This is a genomic window from Franconibacter helveticus LMG 23732 (assembly GCF_000463115.2).
Lineage (GTDB): Bacteria > Pseudomonadota > Gammaproteobacteria > Enterobacterales > Enterobacteriaceae > Franconibacter > Franconibacter helveticus.
The window spans coordinates 61,634-83,432 of sequence record NZ_AWFX01000003.1 but is presented as its reverse complement, the minus strand read 5'-3'; the positions used below and the strand labels follow the sequence as shown (position 1 = coordinate 83,432).

Annotated in this window: 29 protein-coding genes; 16 read left to right on the top strand and 13 right to left on the bottom strand. The window is 53.4% G+C overall.

The features are described 5' to 3' along the window. Positions 1 to 45: 45 nt before the first annotated feature. Positions 46 to 675 (bottom strand): 23S rRNA (uridine(2552)-2'-O)-methyltransferase RlmE, encoded by a 630-nt coding sequence (rlmE, locus tag DW56_RS00440; protein ID WP_024554656.1) that lies wholly within the window; start codon positions 673 to 675, stop codon positions 46 to 48. Between the two features lie 122 nt (positions 676 to 797). On the opposite strand from rlmE, the gene yhbY reads away from it, so the two are divergent. Next, positions 798 to 1,091, top strand: a complete 294-nt coding sequence (gene yhbY / locus DW56_RS00435) for a ribosome assembly RNA-binding protein YhbY (protein WP_024554655.1) — start codon at positions 798 to 800, stop codon at positions 1,089 to 1,091. A gap of 149 nt (positions 1,092 to 1,240) precedes the next feature. On the opposite strand, the gene greA is transcribed toward yhbY, so the two are convergent. Then, complete coding sequence (gene greA, locus DW56_RS00430) at positions 1,241 to 1,717, bottom strand: transcription elongation factor GreA (protein ID WP_024554654.1); 477 nt, start codon at positions 1,715 to 1,717, stop codon at positions 1,241 to 1,243. A 248-nt stretch (positions 1,718 to 1,965) separates the two neighbouring features. On the opposite strand from greA, the gene dacB reads away from it, so the two are divergent. Together dacB and DW56_RS00420 are read left to right on the top strand one after the other, a co-directional pair. Then, a complete protein-coding gene (gene dacB / locus DW56_RS00425; RefSeq protein WP_024554653.1) occupies positions 1,966 to 3,399 on the top strand; it encodes a serine-type D-Ala-D-Ala carboxypeptidase in 1,434 nt (477 codons plus the stop codon). Between the two features lie 3 nt (positions 3,400 to 3,402). Beyond that, positions 3,403 to 4,083, top strand: coding sequence for a response regulator (locus DW56_RS00420; protein WP_024554652.1), 681 nt, complete (start codon positions 3,403 to 3,405; stop codon positions 4,081 to 4,083). A gap of 71 nt (positions 4,084 to 4,154) precedes the next feature. On the opposite strand, the gene cgtA is transcribed toward DW56_RS00420, so the two are convergent. The 4 genes from cgtA to rplU all read right to left on the bottom strand — a co-directional run bounded on the left by cgtA (position 4,155) and on the right by rplU (position 6,989). Further along, positions 4,155 to 5,327: an Obg family GTPase CgtA gene (gene cgtA / locus DW56_RS00415; protein WP_024554651.1), complete on the bottom strand. Its 1,173-nt coding sequence runs from the start codon at positions 5,325 to 5,327 to the stop codon at positions 4,155 to 4,157. Positions 5,328 to 5,343: 16 nt separating this feature from the next. Further along, entirely contained in the window at positions 5,344 to 6,309 is a 966-nt protein-coding gene (locus tag DW56_RS00410; protein ID WP_024554650.1) for a DMT family transporter, read from the bottom strand. A 92-nt stretch (positions 6,310 to 6,401) separates the two neighbouring features. Then, positions 6,402 to 6,659 carry a 50S ribosomal protein L27 gene (gene rpmA / locus DW56_RS00405; protein WP_002434222.1) on the bottom strand — a complete coding sequence of 86 codons (258 nt, stop codon included), beginning with the start codon at positions 6,657 to 6,659 and terminating at the stop codon, positions 6,402 to 6,404. 18 nt (positions 6,660 to 6,677) lie between these two features. Continuing rightward, positions 6,678 to 6,989, bottom strand: a complete 312-nt coding sequence (gene rplU / locus DW56_RS00400; protein WP_024554649.1) for a 50S ribosomal protein L21 — start codon at positions 6,987 to 6,989, stop codon at positions 6,678 to 6,680. A gap of 257 nt (positions 6,990 to 7,246) precedes the next feature. Here rplU and ispB point away from each other — a divergent pair, with 257 nt between their 5' ends. Both ispB and sfsB read left to right on the top strand, forming a co-directional pair. Then, positions 7,247 to 8,218, top strand: a complete 972-nt coding sequence (gene ispB, locus DW56_RS00395; protein ID WP_024554648.1) for an octaprenyl diphosphate synthase — start codon at positions 7,247 to 7,249, stop codon at positions 8,216 to 8,218. Positions 8,219 to 8,428: 210 nt separating this feature from the next. Next, complete coding sequence (gene sfsB / locus DW56_RS00390; RefSeq protein ID WP_029697193.1) at positions 8,429 to 8,692, top strand: DNA-binding transcriptional regulator SfsB; 264 nt, start codon at positions 8,429 to 8,431, stop codon at positions 8,690 to 8,692. A gap of 48 nt (positions 8,693 to 8,740) precedes the next feature. On the opposite strand, the gene murA is transcribed toward sfsB, so the two are convergent. From murA to mlaF, 7 genes are all read right to left on the bottom strand, one after another. After that, complete coding sequence (murA, locus tag DW56_RS00385; RefSeq protein WP_024554647.1) at positions 8,741 to 10,000, bottom strand: UDP-N-acetylglucosamine 1-carboxyvinyltransferase; 1,260 nt, start codon at positions 9,998 to 10,000, stop codon at positions 8,741 to 8,743. A gap of 53 nt (positions 10,001 to 10,053) precedes the next feature. Next, positions 10,054 to 10,308, bottom strand: a complete 255-nt coding sequence (gene ibaG, locus DW56_RS00380) for a BolA family iron metabolism protein IbaG (protein WP_024554646.1) — start codon at positions 10,306 to 10,308, stop codon at positions 10,054 to 10,056. Between the two features lie 126 nt (positions 10,309 to 10,434). Further along, positions 10,435 to 10,737: a lipid asymmetry maintenance protein MlaB gene (gene mlaB, locus DW56_RS00375; protein WP_024554645.1), complete on the bottom strand. Its 303-nt coding sequence runs from the start codon at positions 10,735 to 10,737 to the stop codon at positions 10,435 to 10,437. Further along, positions 10,737 to 11,372, bottom strand: coding sequence for a phospholipid-binding protein MlaC (mlaC, locus tag DW56_RS00370; RefSeq protein ID WP_024554644.1), 636 nt, complete (start codon positions 11,370 to 11,372; stop codon positions 10,737 to 10,739). Before mlaC ends, mlaB begins: the two co-directional genes overlap by 1 nt. A 13-nt stretch (positions 11,373 to 11,385) precedes the next feature. Further along, complete coding sequence (gene mlaD, locus DW56_RS00365; protein ID WP_024554643.1) at positions 11,386 to 11,937, bottom strand: outer membrane lipid asymmetry maintenance protein MlaD; 552 nt, start codon at positions 11,935 to 11,937, stop codon at positions 11,386 to 11,388. Between the two features lie 3 nt (positions 11,938 to 11,940). Continuing rightward, positions 11,941 to 12,723 carry a lipid asymmetry maintenance ABC transporter permease subunit MlaE gene (mlaE, locus tag DW56_RS00360; protein ID WP_024554642.1) on the bottom strand — a complete coding sequence of 261 codons (783 nt, stop codon included), beginning with the start codon at positions 12,721 to 12,723 and terminating at the stop codon, positions 11,941 to 11,943. 7 nt (positions 12,724 to 12,730) lie between these two features. After that, complete coding sequence (gene mlaF, locus DW56_RS00355; protein WP_024554641.1) at positions 12,731 to 13,546, bottom strand: phospholipid ABC transporter ATP-binding protein MlaF; 816 nt, start codon at positions 13,544 to 13,546, stop codon at positions 12,731 to 12,733. 230 nt (positions 13,547 to 13,776) lie between these two features. Between mlaF and DW56_RS00350 the strand changes: the two genes are divergently transcribed. From DW56_RS00350 to npr, 11 genes are all read left to right on the top strand, one after another. Next, positions 13,777 to 14,754, top strand: a complete 978-nt coding sequence (locus DW56_RS00350; protein ID WP_024554640.1) for a calcium/sodium antiporter — start codon at positions 13,777 to 13,779, stop codon at positions 14,752 to 14,754. Positions 14,755 to 14,768: 14 nt separating this feature from the next. Beyond that, positions 14,769 to 15,755 (top strand): arabinose-5-phosphate isomerase KdsD, encoded by a 987-nt coding sequence (kdsD, locus tag DW56_RS00345; protein WP_024554639.1) that lies wholly within the window; start codon positions 14,769 to 14,771, stop codon positions 15,753 to 15,755. 15 nt (positions 15,756 to 15,770) lie between these two features. Further along, positions 15,771 to 16,337 carry a 3-deoxy-manno-octulosonate-8-phosphatase KdsC gene (gene kdsC, locus DW56_RS00340; RefSeq protein ID WP_024554638.1) on the top strand — a complete coding sequence of 189 codons (567 nt, stop codon included), beginning with the start codon at positions 15,771 to 15,773 and terminating at the stop codon, positions 16,335 to 16,337. Then, positions 16,334 to 16,918 carry an LPS export ABC transporter periplasmic protein LptC gene (gene lptC, locus DW56_RS00335; RefSeq protein WP_024554637.1) on the top strand — a complete coding sequence of 195 codons (585 nt, stop codon included), beginning with the start codon at positions 16,334 to 16,336 and terminating at the stop codon, positions 16,916 to 16,918. The genes kdsC and lptC overlap by 4 nt, the downstream gene beginning before the upstream one ends. Next, the gene (gene lptA, locus DW56_RS00330; RefSeq protein ID WP_024561925.1) at positions 16,887 to 17,441 is read left to right on the top strand and encodes a lipopolysaccharide ABC transporter substrate-binding protein LptA; all 555 of its coding nucleotides are present in this window, start codon (positions 16,887 to 16,889) and stop codon (positions 17,439 to 17,441) included. The genes lptC and lptA overlap by 32 nt, the downstream gene beginning before the upstream one ends. A gap of 6 nt (positions 17,442 to 17,447) precedes the next feature. After that, the gene (gene lptB / locus DW56_RS00325) at positions 17,448 to 18,173 is read left to right on the top strand and encodes an LPS export ABC transporter ATP-binding protein (protein ID WP_024553050.1); all 726 of its coding nucleotides are present in this window, start codon (positions 17,448 to 17,450) and stop codon (positions 18,171 to 18,173) included. A gap of 105 nt (positions 18,174 to 18,278) precedes the next feature. After that, entirely contained in the window at positions 18,279 to 19,712 is a 1,434-nt protein-coding gene (gene rpoN, locus DW56_RS00320) for an RNA polymerase factor sigma-54 (protein WP_024553049.1), read from the top strand. 22 nt (positions 19,713 to 19,734) lie between these two features. After that, positions 19,735 to 20,022, top strand: coding sequence for a ribosome hibernation promoting factor (gene hpf / locus DW56_RS00315; protein WP_024553048.1), 288 nt, complete (start codon positions 19,735 to 19,737; stop codon positions 20,020 to 20,022). A gap of 85 nt (positions 20,023 to 20,107) precedes the next feature. Then, entirely contained in the window at positions 20,108 to 20,593 is a 486-nt protein-coding gene (ptsN, locus tag DW56_RS00310) for a PTS IIA-like nitrogen regulatory protein PtsN (protein WP_024553047.1), read from the top strand. Between the two features lie 63 nt (positions 20,594 to 20,656). Beyond that, positions 20,657 to 21,511, top strand: coding sequence for an RNase adapter RapZ (rapZ, locus tag DW56_RS00305; protein ID WP_024553046.1), 855 nt, complete (start codon positions 20,657 to 20,659; stop codon positions 21,509 to 21,511). Continuing rightward, on the top strand, positions 21,508 to 21,780 hold the full coding sequence (gene npr / locus DW56_RS00300; RefSeq protein ID WP_024553045.1) for a PTS phosphocarrier protein NPr: 273 nt from the start codon (positions 21,508 to 21,510) through the stop codon (positions 21,778 to 21,780). Before rapZ ends, npr begins: the two co-directional genes overlap by 4 nt. Positions 21,781 to 21,799 lie beyond the last annotated feature (19 nt).

Sequence of the window (21,799 nt, the reverse complement as noted above, 5' to 3'; positions counted from 1 at the left end):
GATTAACCTCATATTACAACTGTGTTAACAAACAGCGTCAGGGTACTATAGTTTACGCCCGGTCGCTACAATGTACACTTCACGTGAACGGGCACGAGAAGAGTCCGGTTTACGAACTTTCACCTTCGTAAACAGGGAGCGAATTTCTCGCAGGTATTCATCGAAACCTTCGCCCTGAAACACCTTCACAACAAAACTTCCGCCCGGTGCCAATACATCCCGACACATTTCGAGCGCCAACTCCACCAGATACATGGCGCGGGGAATATCGACAGCAGGCGTTCCGCTCATGTTCGGTGCCATATCTGACATGACAACCTGTACTTTATTGTCACCTACACGCTCCAGCAGCGCTTTCATGACTAATTCATCACGAAAATCGCCCTGAAGGAAGTCCACACCAACAATAGGATCCATAGGTAAAAGATCGCAGGCGATGATGCGGCCAGTGCCCCCGATTTGCGTCACGACATACTGTGACCAGCCACCGGGAGCGGCGCCAAGGTCGACTACCGTCATTCCTGGCTTAAAAATTTTGTCACTCTGCTGTATTTCATCAAGTTTAAACCAGGCTCGGGAACGCAACCCTTTTTTCTGAGCCTGTTGAACATATTTATCGCTAAAGTGTTCCTGAAGCCAGCGACTGGAGCTGGCAGAACGCTTTTTACCTGTCATTTCACATTCCATCCGGGTTCATCGTGAGCCGCAGGCTCAAAAACCCACGTTGCCATTTGGCGATATTTGGGAGATGGCGGTAGAATGAACCGTTTTCAATCCCAACGTAAGCAAAAAATACGATGAATCTGAGTACTAAACAAAAACAGCACCTCAAAGGGTTAGCCCATCCGCTCAAGCCGGTCGTCATGCTTGGCAATAATGGTTTAACCGAGGGAGTGCTGGCCGAGATTGAACAAGCGCTTGAGCACCATGAGTTAATCAAGGTGAAAATCGCCACTGAAGATCGCGAAACCAAGACCTTGATCGTGGAAGCCATCGTGCGTGAAACCGGCGCCTGTAATGTACAGGTCATCGGTAAAACGCTGGTGCTTTATCGCCCGACTGCGGAACGTAAAATTTCACTTCCTCGCTAAAAGAGACATTTTCGCTGCTAAATTGAGCAAAAATATATTTTTTAAGATGCGAATGAGCAAAATGCCACGCTCCGTTTGTTGATTAAAGGCCGCTTCGCGGCCTTTTTCCTTTCTTTACAATGCTTCGCTTTTTCAGAGCGTAGCAGAAATCAAAGGTATTCAACCTTCACGATTTCAAATTCAACCTGCCCGCCCGGGGTGTTGATAACCACCACATCGTCCAGCTCTTTGCCAATCAGGCCGCGAGCGATAGGCGAGTTCACAGAAATCAGGTTCTGTTTGAAATCCGCCTCATCATCGCCAACGATGCGATAAGTTTGTTCTTCATCGTTATCAAGGTTAAGCACTGTCACGGTCGCGCCAAAAATCACGCGCCCGTTGTTCGGCATTTTTGTGATATCGATGACCTGCGCATTGGAAAGCTTGGCTTCGATATCCTTGATGCGTCCTTCGCAGAAACCCTGTTGCTCACGCGCAGCGTGATATTCAGCATTTTCTTTCAAATCGCCATGCTCACGCGCTTCGGCGATAGCGGCGATAATTTCAGGGCGGCGAACCGATTTCAAGAAATCCAGCTCTTCGCGCAATTTTTCTGCGCCACGTAAGGTCATCGGAATAGGTTGCATTTGTTGTACCTCTCACTGTCCTGTTCGAAACGGTCACAGCCCGCTCCGGCTGCACGTCAGCCCGGTCGATCCTGCTTTTCCCGGGCGAGAAACAAAAGAAAACTGACCCGGAGACTAAGCTCCAGGTCAGCATCGGTTTTGCATTTTGATACGTATTTTAACCCGAAGTTCCCTGGGGGTCATCGTTTACTTTCCAGGGCGAAGCGCCTTAGTATGACGGCACGTTTTCAGGTTGTTACCGCGAGATTATGCGATTTTCCAGATTTGTCATCGGATTAACCACAAGTGTAGCGTTGAATGCCAGTGCCGCCAATGTAGATGAATATATCAATCAGTTACCCGCCGGTGCGAATCTCGCCCTGATGGTGCAAAAAGTCGGTGCCTCCGCTCCGCAGATTGATTATCACAGCCAACAAATGGCCTTGCCTGCCAGTACACAAAAAGTCATCACCGCGCTGGCGGCCTTGCTACAGCTGGGCCCGGACTATCGCTTCACGACATCTCTTGAAAGCCGCGGCAAGATAGAAGACGGTGTTCTGAAAGGCGATCTTATTGCGCGCTTCGATGGCGATCCCACCTTCAAACGGCAGGATCTACGCAATATGGTGGCCGCGCTTAAGCGCGCCGGCGTGCAAAAGATTGAAGGCAATGTGCTGATAGATACTTCGGTTTTTGCGAGTCATGATAAAGCGCCCGGCTGGCCATGGAACGACATGACGCAATGCTTCAGCGCTCCGCCCGCCGCCGCGATTGTCGATCGCAACTGCTTTTCAGTTTCGCTTTATAGCGCCCCAAAAGCCAACGATCTCGCTTTTATCCGCATCGCTTCTTATTACCCCGTAACGATGTTCAGCCAGGTGCGTACATTGCCGCGCGGCTCGTCAGAGGCCCAGTATTGCGAACTGGATGTCGTACCGGGGGATCTCAACCGGTATACCTTAACAGGCTGTATGACGCAGCGCGCGGACCCGCTGCCTCTGGCATTCGCCATTCAGGATGGCGCCAGTTACGCCGGCGCCATTTTGAAGGGCGAGCTTAAAGAGGCGGGTATTAGCTACAGCGGCACCCTGCTGCGCCAGACGCTCGCCAGTCAGCCCGGGACGGTCATCGCCAGTAAACAATCCGCACCGCTGCACGATTTACTCAGAATTATGCTGAAGAAATCGGACAACATGATTGCCGACACGGTATTTCGCACGATTGGCCGTAATTTCTACGGCGTACAGGGCACCTGGCGAGCAGGAGCGGATGCAGTCCGCCAGATTTTGCGCCAGAAGGCAGGCGTCGATTTAGGCAACAGTATCGTAGTAGATGGATCCGGATTATCGCGTCACAATCTCATCTCCCCTGCGACAATGATGCAAGTCCTGCAATACATCGCTCAGAATGACAGTCAGCTGAACTTTATTTCCATGCTGCCGCTGGCGGGTCATGACGGTTCACTGCAATATCGCGCAGGCCTGCATGAAGCAGGCGTTGACGGCAAAGTGTCCGCAAAAACCGGTTCACTGCAAGGGGTCTACAACCTCGCGGGCTTTATTACCACTGCCAGCGGGCAGCGTATGGCATTTATACAATACCTTTCCGGATATGCCGTAGAACCTGCCGACCAGCGTACTCGCCGCGTGCCTCTGGCTCGCTTCGAAAGCCGTCTTTACAGGGATATTTATCAGAACAATTAGCTTATGAAACTGCTGATAGTAGAAGATGATTTGCCATTGCGGGAAAGCATGGCGCTGGCCTTGGCTAACAAAAATTATGAGGTGGTTTGTGTTGCGTCTGCTGAAGAGGCAAACGCGCTCGTGCGTCATGCGCTTTACCGTCTCATTATTCTCGATCTTAGCCTGCCCGATCAAAATGGTATTGCGCTGCTTAGCCAGTGGCGGCGCGCTGGCGTAGGTTCTCCGGTGCTCATTCTCACTGAGCAAGGCGCGCTGGCGGATCGCATTAATGGCCTTGATGCGGGCGCTGAAGACTACCTCACCAAGCCTTTCGAGCAGGATGAGCTGTGGGCCAGGGTGCAATCCATTTTGCAGCACAGTTCAGCACAGAAAATTAGCGCTGTTGATGAACCGCTTTCGCTTTTGCATAGCGACGATTTAGTGGTGAATCTGGAAACGCAGCAGGTCACTCTCAAAGCGCAGCACATAGAAATTACCCCGCGTGAATTCGCGGTTCTGGCGAGGCTGGCTGTTTTACCAGGAGAAACTGTCAGCCGGGAAAGCCTGCTTGAAAAACTGTGCTGCCAGGAAGAAACCGGCTCTAACACGCTTGAGGTGCACATTCATAACCTGCGCCGCAAGCTCGGCAAAGCGCGTATCAAAACGGTACGTGGCGTGGGATACCGGTTAGCCACAGAAAAATGATCTGACGGTTTAAGGAAAGCGCTTTTCCTTAACGGATAGCAAATAAAAAAGCCGGGTCGCCCCGGCTTTTTTCAACGCTTGTAGATGAACTCAACGCCTTCGTCGTCGTCTTCATCCCAGTCGTCATCCCACTCTTCTTCAGCTTCGTCTTCTATTTCTTCCAGCTGTTGACGGTGGTAGTCGTCCCACATGAATTCGACTTTTTCCGGCTGCTTAATCTCTTCTTCATGCTTGATGGGATTTTCAATAATGAAATGCATTACATCCCAGCAGAGATCCTTCACGCCAAGCTGGCTCGCGGCAGAAATAAGATAGTACTTTCCTTCCCAGCCCAGCGCTTCAGCGATGGCTTTCGCACGCGCTTCAGCTTCTTCACGATCCAGCAAATCGATTTTATTGAATACCAGCCAGCGCGGTTTTTTAGCCAGGCTTTCGCTGTATTTCTCCAGCTCGCCGATAATAATGCGCGCGTTTTCAATCGGGTCGGATTCATCAACCGGCGCCAGATCGATAAGGTGCAGCAGCACGCGGCAACGCTCAAGGTGTTTCAGAAAGCGGATGCCCAGCCCTGCCCCTTCCGCCGCGCCTTCAATCAGCCCGGGGATATCGGCAACCACAAAGCTCTTCTCGTTATCCATACGCACGACGCCAAGACTTGGCACCAGCGTGGTAAAGGGATAATCAGCAACTTTCGGTTTGGCAGCCGAAACCGCGCGGATGAACGTGGACTTACCCGCGTTAGGAAGACCCAACATGCCCACGTCCGCCAGCAGCATCAGTTCAAGCTGTAGATCGCGCTTCTCGCCTGGCGTACCCATCGTTTTCTGACGCGGCGTACGGTTAACCGATGATTTAAAGCGGGTATTGCCAAGACCGTGCCAGCCGCCTTTAGCAACCATCAAACGCTGACCATGTTTGGTCATGTCGCCCATGGTTTCGCCAGTACCCTGATCGATAACGCGGGTGCCAACCGGCACTTTGATTGTTACGTCTTTACCACGCTTACCGGTACAGTCGCGGCTCTGGCCATTCTGACCACGTTCCGCGCGGAATGATTTCTCAAAGCGGTAGTCGATCAGCGTGTTGAGGTTTTCGTCCGCTTCAAGCCATACGTCGCCGCCGTCACCGCCGTCACCGCCGTCCGGGCCACCTTTAGGAATATATTTTTCGCGACGGAAGCTCACGCAGCCGTTGCCGCCATCGCCTGCCACGACCAGAATCGTTGCTTCATCAACAAACTTCATTTTACTTCTCCGTAAATCATTCGCCGGAACGGGGTAGCGTGACTACCGCTTCGTTTTTACGCCACCGTCCCCAAAGACGGTGACCAATGGCGGAATACATCGCGCCCGCAACCACGACAAACGCGCCGAGATAACCCAGCGGGTTAAGCATCGGTCTGGCGAAAAAGTCGGGCCAGGCAACAGATAACAAATCTGAAAACAGTAAGGTAAATAACGGCGTTAGCGTAATCAGGGCGCTCACCTGCGCCGCTTGCCAGCGCGCCATCGCTTCCGCCAGGGCGCCGTATCCTACCAGCGTATTAACGCCGCAAAAAATCAGGCAGGCCAGTTGCCACGGACTCAAAGCAAAAATAACCGAGGGCTCCGCCAGCGGTAATAATGCAATAGTACATAAAGTGTACAGCAAAAGCAGGATCTGTTGCGAAGCCAGGCGACGCAGCAATACTTTCTGCGCCACACCGTAACTGACCCAAACCATGGCCGCACCGACGCCGAAAATCACACCCCATGTGTAATCCGTCAGACGCGTGAATATTTCGATAAGGCTGGTATTAAAAAACATGACCAGGCCGCACAGCAGCATAATGGCGCCAATCACCTGCGTACCGCGCATTTTCTCTTTAAGAATAATGACGCTTGCCACCATCATGCCAACCGGCGAAAGCTGCCCTATGACCTGGGAGGCCGTAGGATTCAAATATTGCAGGGACGAACTAAACAAAATAAAGTTGCCGAACAGTCCGCCTGTCGCGATAGCCAGCAAGACCAGCCAGCGCGGCTTACGAAACATGCCCAGCGGCGGCAGTTTCCCCCGCAGCGCAAGAATTAAACCCAGCCCCAAAGAGGCCATCAGAAATCGATAGAATACTATCGTAGGCGGCGCCATCACCGTCAGTACTTGCTTCATCGCGATAGGCAGCGCTCCCCAGCACATGGCTGTCGTGAGCGCCAGAAGAATGCCTATTCCCGCCTGCTGTTTCATGCCTGGGTCCCTGCGCAAATTTACCGGCCGTGGAATGTAAAAAGCCCCGCAACACGTTGCGGGGCTTTATCCGTTACCGGGACGCGAAAAACTTATTCAGCAACAATGCTGATGAATTTACGGTTTTTCGGGCCTTTAACTTCGAACTTAACTTTACCGTCAGTCAAAGCGAACAGAGTGTGGTCACGGCCGCAACCTACGTTGGTACCTGCGTGGAATTTGGTGCCACGCTGACGAACGATGATGCTACCAGCCAGTACTGCTTCACCGCCAAAACGTTTTACGCCCAGGCGTTTTGCTTCTGAATCGCGACCGTTACGAGTTGAGCCGCCAGCCTTTTTGTGTGCCATTTAATCTGCTCCCCTGTCTTAAGCGCTGATGCCAGTGATTTTCACATCAGTGAACCACTGACGATGGCCCTGCTGCTTACGGTAGTGTTTACGACGACGAAACTTAACGATTTTAACTTTCTCGCCACGACCGTGAGCAACAACTTCAGCTTTGATTACGCCGCCATCAACGAAAGGAACGCCGATTTTGACATCTTCACCGTTTGCGATCATCAGAACTTCAGCGAACTCAATAGTTTCGCCAGTTGCGATGTCCAGCTTTTCCAGGCGAACGGTTTGACCTTCGCTTACTCGGTGTTGTTTACCACCACTTTGGAAAACCGCGTACATATAAAACTCCGCTTTCCGCGCACGTTTCTGTATTTTCAGAGTGCGCTATAAATATTCACATAGGGCGCGAATATTACGCAAAACCGGAGGCTTTGACAAGTCTGATCGTTAATCAATGCGGAAAAAAAGCACAACGCCTACGGTAGCGTTTATCTGCTGCATTTTTCCGGTACAATCTGTACTACATTTACAATCCATTACCCTTACGTCTCCCATTACAGCCTTGTGGTAAACAGGACGATAGCCAGACTTTTGCGATGAATTTAGAAAAAATTAATGAGTTAACCGCGCAAGATATGGCGGGTGTCAACGCGACTATCCTTGAGCAGCTCAATTCCGACGTGCAACTTATCAGCCAGTTGGGCTATTACATCGTCAGCGGCGGCGGTAAACGCATCCGCCCGATGATAGCCGTACTTGCTGCGCGTTCGTTGGGTTATGAGGGGAACGCACACGTAACGCTCGCTGCGCTGATTGAGTTTATCCATACAGCTACCCTGCTTCATGATGATGTGGTGGATGAATCGGACATGCGCCGCGGAAAAGCGACCGCGAATGCGGCGTTTGGCAACGCAGCAAGCGTGCTGGTGGGAGATTTTATCTATACCCGCGCGTTCCAGATGATGACGAGCCTTGGCTCGCTGCCTGTGCTGGAAGTGATGTCAGAAGCCGTGAACGTCATTGCTGAAGGCGAAGTCCTCCAGCTGATGAACGTTAACGATCCTGATATTACCGAAGAAAGCTATATGCGGGTCATCTACAGCAAAACTGCGCGTCTTTTTGAGGCCGCTGCGCAATGCGCCGCGATCCTTGCAGGCGCGGGCCCGGCGCAGGTGCAAGCGTTGCAGGACTATGGTCGTTACCTTGGCACCGCCTTTCAGTTGATAGACGATCTTCTGGATTACAGCGCGGACGGCGAACGTCTGGGCAAAAACGTCGGCGACGATCTTAACGAAGGTAAACCGACGCTGCCTTTACTGCATGCGATGCGTAATGGATCCCCGGAGCAGGCCAAAATGATCCGTGAAGCTATTGAGCACGGTAACGGACGCCATCTTCTGGAACCTGTACTGGCCGCCATGGCCGCCTGCGGATCGCTTGAATGGACGCGCAAGCGCGCCGAAGAAGAAGCGGACAAAGCGATTTCGGCCCTGGCGATTTTACCCGATACCCTTCATCGCGAAGCGCTGATAGCGCTTGCCCACACCGCCGTACAACGCGATTACTAACGCTTTTCCGCGCTCCAGGGCGCGGAAAGCTTCTTTATTTTTTTCCGCGCAGGCTTACTTCACCTGCCCTCCCGCGCCGCTCACGACAGATTTTGGTAAATTTCTGATTATTCAACCTGCTTAAAAGAACCATTTAGAAAAATAAGCACAATAAGTGTACATTCCTGTTGTTGCGCTATTTCAGCCAACCCGCTATTACAGGGAGGAAAAATGGAACTGAAAGTTAAGGATTGGCATCCTGCTGACATTATTGCCGGCTTACGTAAAAGAGGAACTTCACTGGCGGCTGAGTCACGAAAAGCTGGGCTGAGTTCTTCAACGCTGGCTAACGCGTTAAGTCGTCCCTGGCCTAAAGGCGAACTTCTCATCGCCAAAGCCCTGGAGATCGAACCCTGGGTTATCTGGCCATCACGCTATCACGATCCTAAAACACATGAGTTTATCGATCGTTCTCTCTTGATTCGACAGCGCTAAAAAAACCGGGGCATGCCCCGGTTTTTTATTGCGTGATCTCGTGAGCGCTTATTCGCCTTTCACGCGTTCAATATTAGCGCCCAGTGCGCGCAATTTATCTTCGATACGCTCATAGCCGCGATCGATATGATAGATACGATCCACAATCGTCGTACCTTCAGCTATACAACCGGCCAGCACCAGGCTTGCTGAAGCACGCAAATCGGTCGCCATCACCTGTGCGCCAGAAAGCTTTTCAACACCGTGGCAGATAGCGGTGTTGCTTTCAATTTCAGCGTGAGCGCCCATGCGGATAAGCTCCGGCAGATGCATAAAGCGATTTTCAAAGATAGTTTCAGTGATTACGCCAGTGCCTTCCGCCACCAGATTCAGCAGGGTGAATTGCGCCTGCATATCGGTCGGGAAAGCCGGATGCGGCGCGGTGCGCACATTCACTGCCTTCGGACGTTTGCCATGCATATCAAGGCTAATCCAGTCATCGCCGATTTCAATATCCGCTCCCGCTTCGCGAAGCTTGGCCAGCACAGCGTCCAGCGTATCGGGCTGGGTATTACGGCAGACCACTTTACCGCCGGAGATAGCCGCCGCAACCAGGAAAGTGCCGGTTTCAATGCGGTCAGGCAGCACGCGATAAACGCCGCCGCCCAGACGTTCGACGCCTTCAATCGTAATGCGATCGGTGCCCATGCCGGTAATTTTTGCGCCCAGCGTATTCAGGAAGTTCGCCGTATCGACAATTTCCGGCTCGCGAGCGGCGTTCTCGATAATCGTAGTGCCTTCCGCCAGCGTAGCTGCGCTCATGATGGTCACAGTAGCGCCTACGCTTACTTTATCCATCACGATATGCGCGCCTTTCAGGCGGCCCTGCACAGAGGCTTTTACATAGCCTTCTTCCAGTTTGATCTCCGCGCCCAACTGCTCAAGGCCGGTGATGTGGAGATCCACCGGGCGCGCGCCAATAGCGCAACCGCCCGGCAGTGAAACCTGCCCCTGGCCGAAACGCGCCACCAGCGGACCCAGCGCCCAGATAGAGGCGCGCATGGTTTTTACTAATTCATACGGCGCGCAGAAAATATTAACGTTGCTCGCATCGATCCATACCGAACCATTACGCTCGACCTTCGTACCCAGCTGGCTTAGCAGCTTCATCGTGGTATCGATATCTTTCAGCTTTGGTACGTTTTTAATCTCTACCGGCTCTTCAGCCAGCAGCGCAGCGAAGAGGATCGGCAGCGCAGCATTCTTTGCCCCGGAGATCGTCACTTCGCCGTTCAGGCGGCAAGGCCCCTGCACACGAAATTTATCCATCAAAAATAGTCTCTGTTAGTCAATCGTATTCACTGTCGGCCTCGGCCCACAGCTCAAAATCCGTTAAGTTTGCGGTCGCGTTCCCACTCTTGCGGGGTATAGGCTTTGATGGAAACCGCATGGATGCGGTTATCGGCAATAAATGCCATCAGCGGGCCATAGACCGTTTGCTGTTTCTTTACGCGACTCATGTCGGCGAACAGATCGCCCACCGCGATGACCTGAAAATGGCTGCCATCGCCGGAGACGTGGACTTCCTGGAGGGGCAGTGCATTCATCAGCACTGACTGGATTTCATGATTTTCCATGGGCTCTTGATTCGTCGTTTAGTGAAAACAGCCCAACATCTTAGAGCAAAGTGGCGCGCGCTTAAACAAACAAAAAAGCCCCGCAGTTTTCGCCCGCGGGGCTTTTTTAGTAACGTCCTGAAAACATTAGCTTGCAGCTAAAGGCATCAGGTTTTCCGGCAGGTTATAAAGTCTGGCCAGGGTCATAAGATTTTCACTTGCGCCTTCCAGCCTTAGCATAGCGCCCTGCTGCTTTACCAGCGCGGCCAGTTGAACAAGCAATGCCAGTCCCGACGTGTCCACCCTTTCCAGCCCGTTCAGTTCTATCACTCGCAGCCCTGAAGTCGCTTCATGACGGGACTCCCACAGCGGCCCCAGCGTCTCTTCTTCCAGTGCTCCCTGTAGACGCAGCGTTTCACCGCTGCGTTCCCAGGCAAACTTTTGCGCCATTACTGTTTTTGATCCAGCGTAATCGGTTGACGAGAGATAGATTGCAGCTGTGCGGTCAAGCCTTCAACGCCTTTCTGGCGGAGGATGTCGCTCCATTCGTTCTGCTTGGTGGTGATCATGCTCACCCCTTCCGCAATCATGTCATAAGCTTGCCAGTTGCCCGTCTGGCTATTTTTACGCCACTGAAAGTCCAGGCGTACCGGCGGGCGGCCGTTTGGATCAACGATAGTCACGCGGATCGGCAGGATATCGGCGTTGCCAAGCGGCTGCTCGGGCGCAATCTGGTAAGTCTGCCCATGGTACATCGCCAGCGCCTGGCCATAAGCCTGTTTCAGATATTCGCGGAAAGCGGCGAAGTAAGCTTCGCGCTGCGCTGGCGTCGCTTCTTTATAATAACGGCCAAGCACCAACGCGCCGGCGTATTTCACCTGCACATACGGCAGCAACTCCTGGTCGACAACGTCACGCAGATAATTCGGGTTCTGCCGGATTTTCGGCTGCTCGTTTTTCAGGCGGTCAAAGGTTTTTTTTGCCGCCTCATTCATAAGTTTGTACGGGTTAGTCTGGTCTACAGCGTTGGCAAGCGGTGTGATAACCAACATTGCCACCATTAAAAGGCGTTTAAATAAAGTCATTTTCTCTCCTGAGTTATTTCGACGTTTCAGGCTGCGGCGTCGAATCAGTATGGTCGGCAGCTGGCGTTTGCGCACTGTCGCTATTCTGATTGTCGCCGCTGTTGCTTTTATAGAGGAACTGACCAATGAGGTCCTCCAGCACCATTGCGGATTTCGTATCCTGAATGGTTCCGCCCTCTTTAAGGATAGAAGTTCCCAGCTCCGGATCTTCGAACCCGACGTTCAGCGCCAGATATTGCTCGCCGAGAAGACCAGAAGTGCGAATAGAGAGAGAACTGGTATCAGGGATATGATCGTAACGTTGTTCAATATCCATCGTTACGCGCGGCAGGTAGGTTTTAGGATCAAGGGAGATATCCGCCACACGACCGATGACCACGCCGCCAATCCGTACCGGCGAACTGACCTTCAGGCCGCCGATATTATCGAAAGTCGCGTAGAGCTGATAAGTCGGCTCCGTGCGCATTGACGTAACATTGGCGACCTTAAGGAACAGGAAAAGCCCCGCCAGTAGCGCCACCAGCATAAAAGCGCCGACCCAGATTTCAAATTTCTTCGTTTGCATGAATTAATTCCCAAACATCAATGCAGTGAGCACGAAATCCAGCCCCAGAACGGCCAGCGATGCGTGCACAACGGTACGTGTAGTTGCCCGGCTGATCCCTGCGGATGTCGGAATCGCATCATAACCGTTAAATAACGCAATCCACGTTACGGTAACGGCAAACACCACACTCTTAATCAAACAGTTTACTAAATCGAGGCGCCAGTCGACGGCGTCTTGCATGGCGGACCAGAAAAAGCCTGCATCGATGCCTTTCCAGCTCACGCCGACCAGCGCGCCGCCCCAGACGCCGACAGAGACAAAAATAATCGTCAGCAGAGGCAGCGTAATCATCCCCGCCCAGAAGCGCGGAGCGATAACCCGACGCAGCGGATCAACCGCCATCATCTCCATGCTCGATAGCTGCTCTGTCGCTTTCATCAGGCCGATTTCCGCAGTCAGAGCCGAACCGGCGCGCCCGGCAAAAAGCAGCGCGGAAACCACCGGCCCTAACTCGCGCAGAAGCGACAGCGCCACCATCATGCCAAGACTGGTTTCAGCACTGTAAGTGGTTAATACCAGATAGCCTTGCAGCCCCAGCACCATGCCAATAAACAGGCCGGAAACGATGATAATAAGCATCGACAGCACGCCGACGTTATAAATCTGGCGCATCAGCAGCGGTGCCTGCTTGCGGAACTCCGGTTTGCCGATCACTGCGTTAAACAGCATAAGTCCGGCCCGACCAAAGGAAGCGCACACTTTTAACCCGCGACGCCCGAACGACGCCAGCGCATTCAACAGCATCTGTGGTTTAACTCCCTGTTCCTGATAACAAATCTTGCTGATAATCCCCGGCGGGGTAGCGGAATGGCACCGGCCCGTCGGCTATTCCATCAAGGAACTGGCGCACTCGCGGCTCCTGATTTTCCTGAAGGGCCTGAGCGCTGCCATGCGCCACAATGCGTTTATCCGCCACGATATAAGCGTAATCAGCGATGCTTAGCACTTCAGGCACATCGTGAGAAACGACGATGCAGGTGACGCCGAGCGAGCTGTTTAATTCGGAAATTAACTTTACCAGCACGCCCATCGTAATGGGGTCCTGCCCGACAAAGGGTTCGTCGAACATGATGAGATCGGGCTCCAGCGCGATAGCGCGCGCCAGCGCCGCTCTGCGCGCCATCCCGCCGGAAAGCTCTGAAGGCATAAGCTTCGCCGCGCCGCGAAGCCCTACGGCTTCAAGCTTCATCATTACCGTACTGTGCAACAGCGGTCCTGGCAGCCGGGTATGTTCACGCAGCGGCCAGGCCACATTTTCAAACACGTTCAGGTCGGTAAAAAGCGCCCCTGACTGGAACAGCATGCTCATGCGCTTACGCACGGCGTAAAGACGCGAGCGGGACATGGCGGGGATGTTTTCACCGTCGAAGAGGATCTCTCCGCGATCGGGCTGGATCTGTCCACCGATAAGGCGCAACAACGTCGTTTTGCCTATCCCGGACGGCCCCATGATAGCCGTGATTTTACCTCGCGGCACGGTGAGAGAAATATTGTCAAAGATGCACCTATCACCGCGAGTAAAGCTGACACCGCGAACGTCCACCAGATTCATCTCGGCCTGGCTCATCAATTTATCCTTACTGAGTGCGTTATGATTCAGCATGACGCGGTTATTCTCCGCAAGCGGAACATTTTTACAGATAATTAGCCGCAAGGGTTAGCGAAAGCTGGCATTTGTTTTACTTTTTGGGCGCATAAAGTCAGAATTAGGATTTTGTACTTTCCCAAAAAGATCCGTGCGCAGCCAGGGCTTCAGGCGAAGTAGACCGGCGATTATACCTGAATAAAGGACTTTGCATGCTTTTAGCTACGGCGCTGTTAATTATCGGTTTACTTTTAGTTGTCTACAGCGCCGATCGTCTGGTGTTCGCCGCTTCCCTGTTATGCCGCAGCCTGGGCGTACCGCCGCTGATTATCGGTATGACCGTTGTCGGTATCGGCACGTCGCTGCCGGAAATCCTGGTGGCCACCGCCGCCGCGCTGCATGGTCAGGCCGACCTTGCGCTGGGTACGGCCCTCGGTTCCAATATTACCAATATTCTGTTGATTCTCGGCCTGGCGGCGCTGCTGCATCCGTTTCGCGTCCACTCCGACGTGCTGCGTCGCGAACTGCCGATTATGCTGCTTGTCAGCGCGCTGGCTGGCCTATTTTTTTACGACGGCATGCTCTCGCGGCTGGATGGCGGCATATTGCTTTGCATGGCGGCGGCCTATATCTGGCTCATCGTTAAAGTCGCCCGGCTGGCGGAACGTCAGGGTAATGATAGCCTGACCCGCGAACAACAGGCGGAACTGCCGCGTGAAGGCAGCCGTCCGGTCGCCTTTTTATGGCTCGGCGTTGCGCTTATTATGATGCCGATAGCAACGCAAATAGTGATTGATAACGCTACCGTACTGGCCAATAGCTTCGGCATCAGCGAATTGACGGTAGGCCTTACCGTTATCGCCATCGGCACCAGTCTGCCTGAGCTTGCCACCGCCATCGCCGGCGCGCGTAAAGGTGAAGATGACATCGCCATCGGTAATATCATCGGTTCGAATATTTATAATATTGCTATTGTGCCCGGGCTGACGGCTTTACTCGCGCCCGGTGAAATCAATCCGCTGCTCTTTACTCGGGATTATGGCGTGACGCTGCTGGTCAGCGTGATCTTCGCCCTGCTCTGCTGGCGGCGCGCGCGTCACATAGGCAAGCGAGCAGGCGCCGGGTTGCTGTGCGGCTTTGTCGTATGGATGGCGATGCTCTTTTGGCTCTCGCCTCGTCTTACAGGATGAATCGGAAACAGATTATGTCGCAGATAGATTTGCCGCCGGGTTTTGACTTCCAGCTGGCCGGAAAAGAAGTGCTGGAAATTGAACGTGAAGGCCTGGCGCAGCTCGACCAGTATATCAACGCAGATTTTAGCAAGGCCTGTGAAAGCATGTTCTACTGCCAGGGCAAAGTCGTGGTCATGGGGATGGGCAAATCAGGCCATATCGGCAAAAAAATGGCGGCGACCTTCGCCAGCACCGGCACGCCCGCGTTTTTTGTGCACCCTGGCGAAGCAAGTCATGGCGATTTGGGCATGGTTACGGCGCAGGATATCGTTATCGCTATCTCCAATTCAGGCGAATCGAATGAAATTCTCGCGCTTATCCCGGTGCTAAAACGTTTGCAAGTCCCGTTGATTTGCATGACCAGCCGCCCGGAAAGCGCCATGGCGCGCGCGGCGGATATTCATCTTTGTGTAAAAGTCCCCAAAGAGGCCTGCCCGCTTGGCCTGGCGCCCACCTCCAGCACTACCGCAACGCTTGTGATGGGCGACGCGCTGGCCGTGGCGCTTCTTAAAGCGCGCGGTTTTACGGCTGAAGATTTTGCGCTTTCGCACCCAGGCGGCGCGCTGGGGCGCAAGCTTCTGCTGCGTGTGAACGATATTATGCATACCGGCGATGAAATCCCGCGGGTCAGCAAAGACGCCACGCTTCGCGACGCGCTGCTGGAAATCACGCGCAAAAACCTTGGCATGACGGTAATTTGCGACGATCTGATGAAAATTGAAGGCATATTCACCGATGGCGATTTACGTCGGGTCTTCGATATGGGCGTCGATTTACACAAATTGCGCATTGTAGATGTGATGACCCGCGGCGGTGTCCGCATTCGGCCGGGCACGCTGGCGGTGGAAGCCTTGAATCTCATGCAGTCGCGCCATATAACCTCTGTCCTGGTGGCTGATGGCGACCAGTTGCTCGGTGTGGTACATATGCATGATTTGCTGCGCGCGGGCGTGGTTTAAGAAAGGAAAGAGTGAATGAGTAACGCAGATGGCGCTATCGCAACCTGTTACGGGCCGGTAAGCGCGCAGGTTATGGCGCGGGCAGAGCAGATTCGCCTGCTGATCCTTGATGTTGACGGCGTTATGTCCGACGGCCTGATTTATATGGGCAATAGCGGCGAAGAGCTCAAGGCGTTTAATGTGCGCGACGGATATGGCATTCGCTGCGCGCTGACCTCCGGTATCGAGGTCGCGATTATTACCGGCCGTAAGGCAAAGCTACTGGAAGACCGCTGCGAAACCCTCGGCATTACGCATCTTTACCAGGGGCAATCCGATAAATTAATTGCCTACCGTAACTTGCTGGAAAAACTGGCGCTGGCACCCGACAATGTGGCTTATGTAGGCGATGATTTGATTGACTGGCCTGTGATGGCGGAAGTGGGGCTGAGCGTGGCGGTTGCTGATGCGCATCCGTTGCTCGTTCCGCGCGCCGATTATGTTACCCGTATTCATGGCGGGCGTGGCGCGGTGCGTGAAGTCTGCGATCTGCTACTGCTGGCGCAGGGCAAGCTTGATGAGGCCAAAGGGCAATCTTTATGAGTAAAACCAGACGCTGGGTGATCATTCTGCTGGCGCTGGCGGCGTTAGTGCTAATCGGCATTAACCTCGCCGATCAGGATGAAACCGGACCAGTGCCGACAAACGATAACGAGCCGACTTACCAGAGCGAGCATTCCAGCACGCTGGTTTACAGTCCTGAAGGCGCAATGAATTACCGGTTAGTCGCGCAGCATGTTGAGTATTATTCATCGGATGGCGTCTCCTGGTTTACGCAACCAGTCATGACCACCTTCGATACTCAGGAAGCCGACAAGACGCCGACCTGGTCAGTTAAGGCAGATAAAGCCAAACTGACTAATGATCGGATGCTGTACCTTTATGGTCACGTTGAGGTCAACGCACTGACCGCAGATTCGCAGTTGCGCAAAATTACGACGGACGAAGCGCAAATCAACCTGATAACTCAGGATGTCTCATCGGATAAGCTCGTCACGTTATATGGCACCAGCTTTAACTCCAGCGGCCTGAAAATGCGCGGAAACTTACGCAATAAAAATGCCGAGCTGATTGAAAAGGTTAGAACCTCGTATGAAATTCAGAATAAACAAACTCAGCCTTAATCTCGCCCTTTCCGGCGTTTTGCTGGCCGCAAGCTGCCCGACGTTTGCCGTAACCGGCGATACTGAACAGCCAATCCATATCGAGTCTGATCAGCAGTCGCTGGATATGCAGGGCAACGTCGTCACCTTTACCGGTAATGTCGTCGTCACCCAGGGCACCATTAAGATCAATGCCGATAAGGTCGTGGTCACGCGTCCGGGCGGCCAGGAAGGCAAAGAGGTCATCGACGGCTACGGCAATCCAGCCACGTTTTACCAGATGCAGGACAACGGCAAGCCGGTGAAAGGCCATGCCTCGCAGATGCATTATGAGTTGCAAAACGACTTTGTCGTACTGACCGGCAAAGCTTATCTGGAACAGCTCGACAGCAATATCCAGGGCGACAAAATCACCTATCTGGTGAAAGAGCAAAAAATGCAGGCCTTCAGCGAGAAGGGTAAACGCGTTACCACCGTGCTGGTGCCGTCGCAGTTGCAGGATAAGAACAACTCCCAGGCACCAGCGCAGAAAAAGAGCAACTAACTTCTTATGGCAACATTAATCGCGAAAAATCTCGCTAAAGCATACAAAGGCCGTCGTGTCGTTGAAGATGTAAGCCTGACAGTGAAATCCGGTGAAATTGTCGGCCTGCTCGGTCCGAACGGCGCCGGCAAAACCACAACCTTCTACATGGTTGTCGGGATAGTGCCTCGCGACGCCGGGAATATCATCATTGATGAAGAGGATATTAGCCTGCTGCCGCTGCATGCCCGCGCCCGCCGTGGTATCGGCTATCTGCCGCAGGAAGCCTCGATTTTCCGTCGTCTGAGCGTTTACGATAACCTGATGGCGGTGCTGCAAATCCGTGACGATCTCTCCAGCGAGCAGCGCGAAGACCGCGCAAAAGAGCTTATGGAAGAGTTTCATATCGACCACTTGCGCAACAGCCTCGGTCAGGCGCTGTCAGGGGGTGAACGCCGCCGCGTAGAAATCGCCCGCGCGCTGGCCGCCAACCCGAAATTTATCCTGCTCGACGAACCTTTCGCCGGGGTGGACCCTATTTCCGTTATCGATATCAAACGCATCATTGAGCACCTGCGCGACAGCGGCCTGGGCGTGCTGATTACCGACCATAACGTGCGTGAAACGCTTGCCGTCTGTGAACGCGCCTATATCGTAAGCCAGGGCCGTCTTATCGCCCATGGCACCCCTGAGGCTATCTTGCAAGACGAACAGGTTAAGCGCGTCTATCTTGGGGAAGAGTTCAGACTCTGATAGGGTAGAGCAACCGGCAGCGCGCCCGCGACATTGCATCGCGGCGTCGCGCCTTGCCATGACAGGTATACTTATCTTTATCACCTGAGGAAATTTGCTCTGAATATGAAGCAAGGTTTGCAACTTAGGCTTAGCCAACAACTTGCCATGACGCCCCAGTTGCAACAGGCTATTCGTCTGTTGCAACTGTCGACGCTGGAATTGCAGCAAGAACTTCAGCAAGCGCTGGAAAACAATCCGCTGCTTGAGCAAACCGAATTTCATGACGAGATAGCCACTCAGGAAACGCAAAGCAGCGAAGGCCTGGATACCGCCGAGGCGCTCGAGCAAAAAGAGATGCCGGAAGAGTTGCCGCTCGACGCCAGCTGGGAAGAGGTCTATACCGCAGGTACGCCTTCCGGCAACGGGGTTGATTATCAGGACGACGAATTGCCGGTCTATCAGGGCGAAACCACCCAGTCATTGCAGGACTACCTGATGTGGCAGGTGGAGCTAACCCCCTTTTCCGATACTGACCGCGCCATTGCCACTTCTATCGTCGATGCCGTTGATGAAACAGGTTATCTCACCGTGGCGCTGGAAGACATTCTGGAAAGCATGGGCGATGAAGAGATAAGCCTTGAGGAAGTGGAAGCGGTGTTAAAGCGTGTTCAGCGCTTCGACCCGGTCGGCGTGGCGGCGCGAGACCTGCGAGACTGTTTGCTGGTGCAGCTTTCGCAGTTCGCCAGAGAAACGCCCTGGCTTGATGAAGCGCGCCTTATTATCAGCGAGCACCTTGATTTACTGGCGAACCACGATTTCCGCAGCCTGATGCGCGTTACCCGGCTCAAAGAAGAGGTGCTGAAAGAAGCCGTCACGCTTATTCAGTCGCTCGACCCGCGTCCCGGCCAGTCAATCCAGACCGGCGAGCCGGAATATGTCATTCCGGACGTGTTAGTGCGTAAGCACAACGGCCGATGGACAGTCGAGCTTAACGCCGACAGCATTCCGCGCCTGAAAATCAATCAGCACTATGCCGCAATGTGTACCACTGCGCGCAACGAGTCCGACAGCCAGTTTATTCGCAGCAACCTCCAGGAAGCGAAATGGCTGATCAAAAGCCTCGAAAGCCGTAACGACACCCTGCTTCGCGTAAGCCGTTGCATTGTCGAGCAGCAGCAGGCTTTTTTTGAAAAGGGCGAAGAGTACATGAAGCCAATGGTACTGGCGGATATCGCCCAGGCGGTGGAAATGCATGAATCCACGATTTCACGCGTGACGACGCAAAAGTATCTGCACAGCCCGCGGGGCATTTTTGAACTGAAGTATTTCTTCTCCAGCCATGTGAATACGGAAGGCGGCGGCGAAGCCTCCTCTACCGCTATCCGCGCGCTGGTGAAGAAATTAATAGCGGCGGAGAATCCCGCGAAGCCGCTGAGCGACAGTAAGCTGACCTCTATGCTGTCCGACCAGGGCATCATGGTGGCCCGCCGTACTGTAGCGAAGTATCGAGAGTCTTTATCTATTCCGCCGTCGAATCAGCGCAAGCAGCTGGTTTGACTCAACCGATAAGGAAGACACTATGCAGCTCAACATTACTGGACATAACGTCGAAATCACTGATTCGCTTCGTGAATTTGTGAATACGAAGTTCGCCAAGCTGGAGCAGTACTTCGAAAGGATCAACCAGGTTTACATAGTGCTGAAAGTGGAAAAGGTCACCCACATCTCAGACGCCACGTTGCACGTCAACGGAGGCGAGCTTCATGCCAGTGCGGAAGGTCAGGATATGTATGCCGCCATCGACAGTTTAATTGATAAACTGGCGCGGCAACTTACTAAACATAAAGATAAACTGAAACAACACTGATTGTCCGGGCGTTTGGCTGATGTATTAACGGCTCGTTATTCGAGGAATAGCGGGCCGTTAGCACAGAGAATGCTTAGGTGAAATTATGATGAATAATGATTCCGCTCTCCAACTGAGCAATGTCCTGAACCAGGAATGTACCCGAAGCGGCGTGCATTGCCAGAGTAAAAAGCGCGCGCTGGAAATTATCAGCGAGCTTGCCGCAAAACAGCTTAGCCTGCCTCAGCAGGTGGTGTTTGAAGCGATCCTCACGCGCGAGCGCATGGGGAGTACCGGCATCGGCAACGGCATCGCCATTCCGCACGGTAAACTTGAAGAAGATACCCTGCGCGCGGTAGGCGTATTCGTGCAACTGGAAACGCCTATCGCCTTTGACGCCATCGATAACCAGCCGGTCGATCTCCTCTTTGCCCTGTTGGTGCCGGCGGATCAAACCAAAACCCATTTGCATACGCTTTCGCTCGTTGCAAGGCGTCTGGCTGACAAAACCATCTGCCGCCGTCTGCGTGCCGCACAAAGCGATGAAGAGCTGTACCAGATAATCACCGAAGGCGGTGAGCAAAGTGAATAATGGGCTGCGAAGCTCACTAAAAGGGGCGGCTGTCGCCCGTACTAAACCAGGGAGAGACTGAAGATGGTGCTGATGATCGTCAGCGGGCGTTCAGGATCCGGTAAATCGGTCGCTTTACGCGCGCTGGAAGATATGGGCTTCTACTGCGTGGATAACCTGCCGGTGGTGTTGTTGCCCGAGCTGGCGCGAACGCTGGCGGACCGGCAGATTTCCGCCGCCATCAGTATCGATGTGCGCAACATGCCCGAATCGCCGGAGATCTTCGAACAGGCGATGAACAACCTGCCGGAGGCTTTTTCTCCGCAGTTACTCTTTCTGGATGCCGATCGCAATACGCTCATCCGCCGTTACAGCGACACGCGCCGTCTGCACCCTCTTTCTGGCCGCAATCTCTCGCTTGAAAGCGCCATTGATGAAGAAAACAACCTGCTGGAGCCTCTTCGCTCCCGCGCCGATTTAATTATCGACACCTCAGAGATGTCAGTGCACGAACTGGCCGAAATGCTTCGCACGCGTCTGCTTGGTAAGCGCGAACGTGAACTGACCATGGTGTTTGAATCGTTTGGTTTTAAGCACGGCATTCCTATCGACGCCGATTACGTGTTTGACGTTCGCTTTCTGCCGAACCCGCACTGGGACCCTAAGCTGCGTCCAATGACCGGCCTTGATAAGCCCGTCGCCGCCTTCCTTGATCGTCATACCGAAGTACATAATTTTATCTACCAGACCCGCAGTTACCTTGAACTTTGGCTGCCTATGCTGGAAACAAATAACCGCAGCTACCTGACCGTCGCTATCGGCTGTACCGGCGGTAAACATCGTTCTGTTTATATCGCAGAACAGCTGGCTGATTATTTCCGCTCGCGCGGCAAGAATGTCCAGTCTCGCCATCGTACGCTGGAAAAACGCAAATCATGACCGTAAAACAGACCGTCGAGATAACCAATAAGCTTGGCATGCATGCTCGCCCGGCAATGAAGCTGTTTGAACTGGTGCAAAGCTTCGATGCAGAAGTGCTGTTGCGTAATGAAGCAGGCACCGAGGCGGAAGCGAGCAGCGTCATCGCCCTGCTTATGCTGGATTCCGCCCAGGGCGGCCAGATTGAAGTGGAAGCAACGGGCCCGCAGGAACAGGAAGCGCTGTCGGCGGTTATCGCGCTGTTTAAAGCCGGGTTCGATGAAGATTAAAGACGCGGCTTTTAAGCGT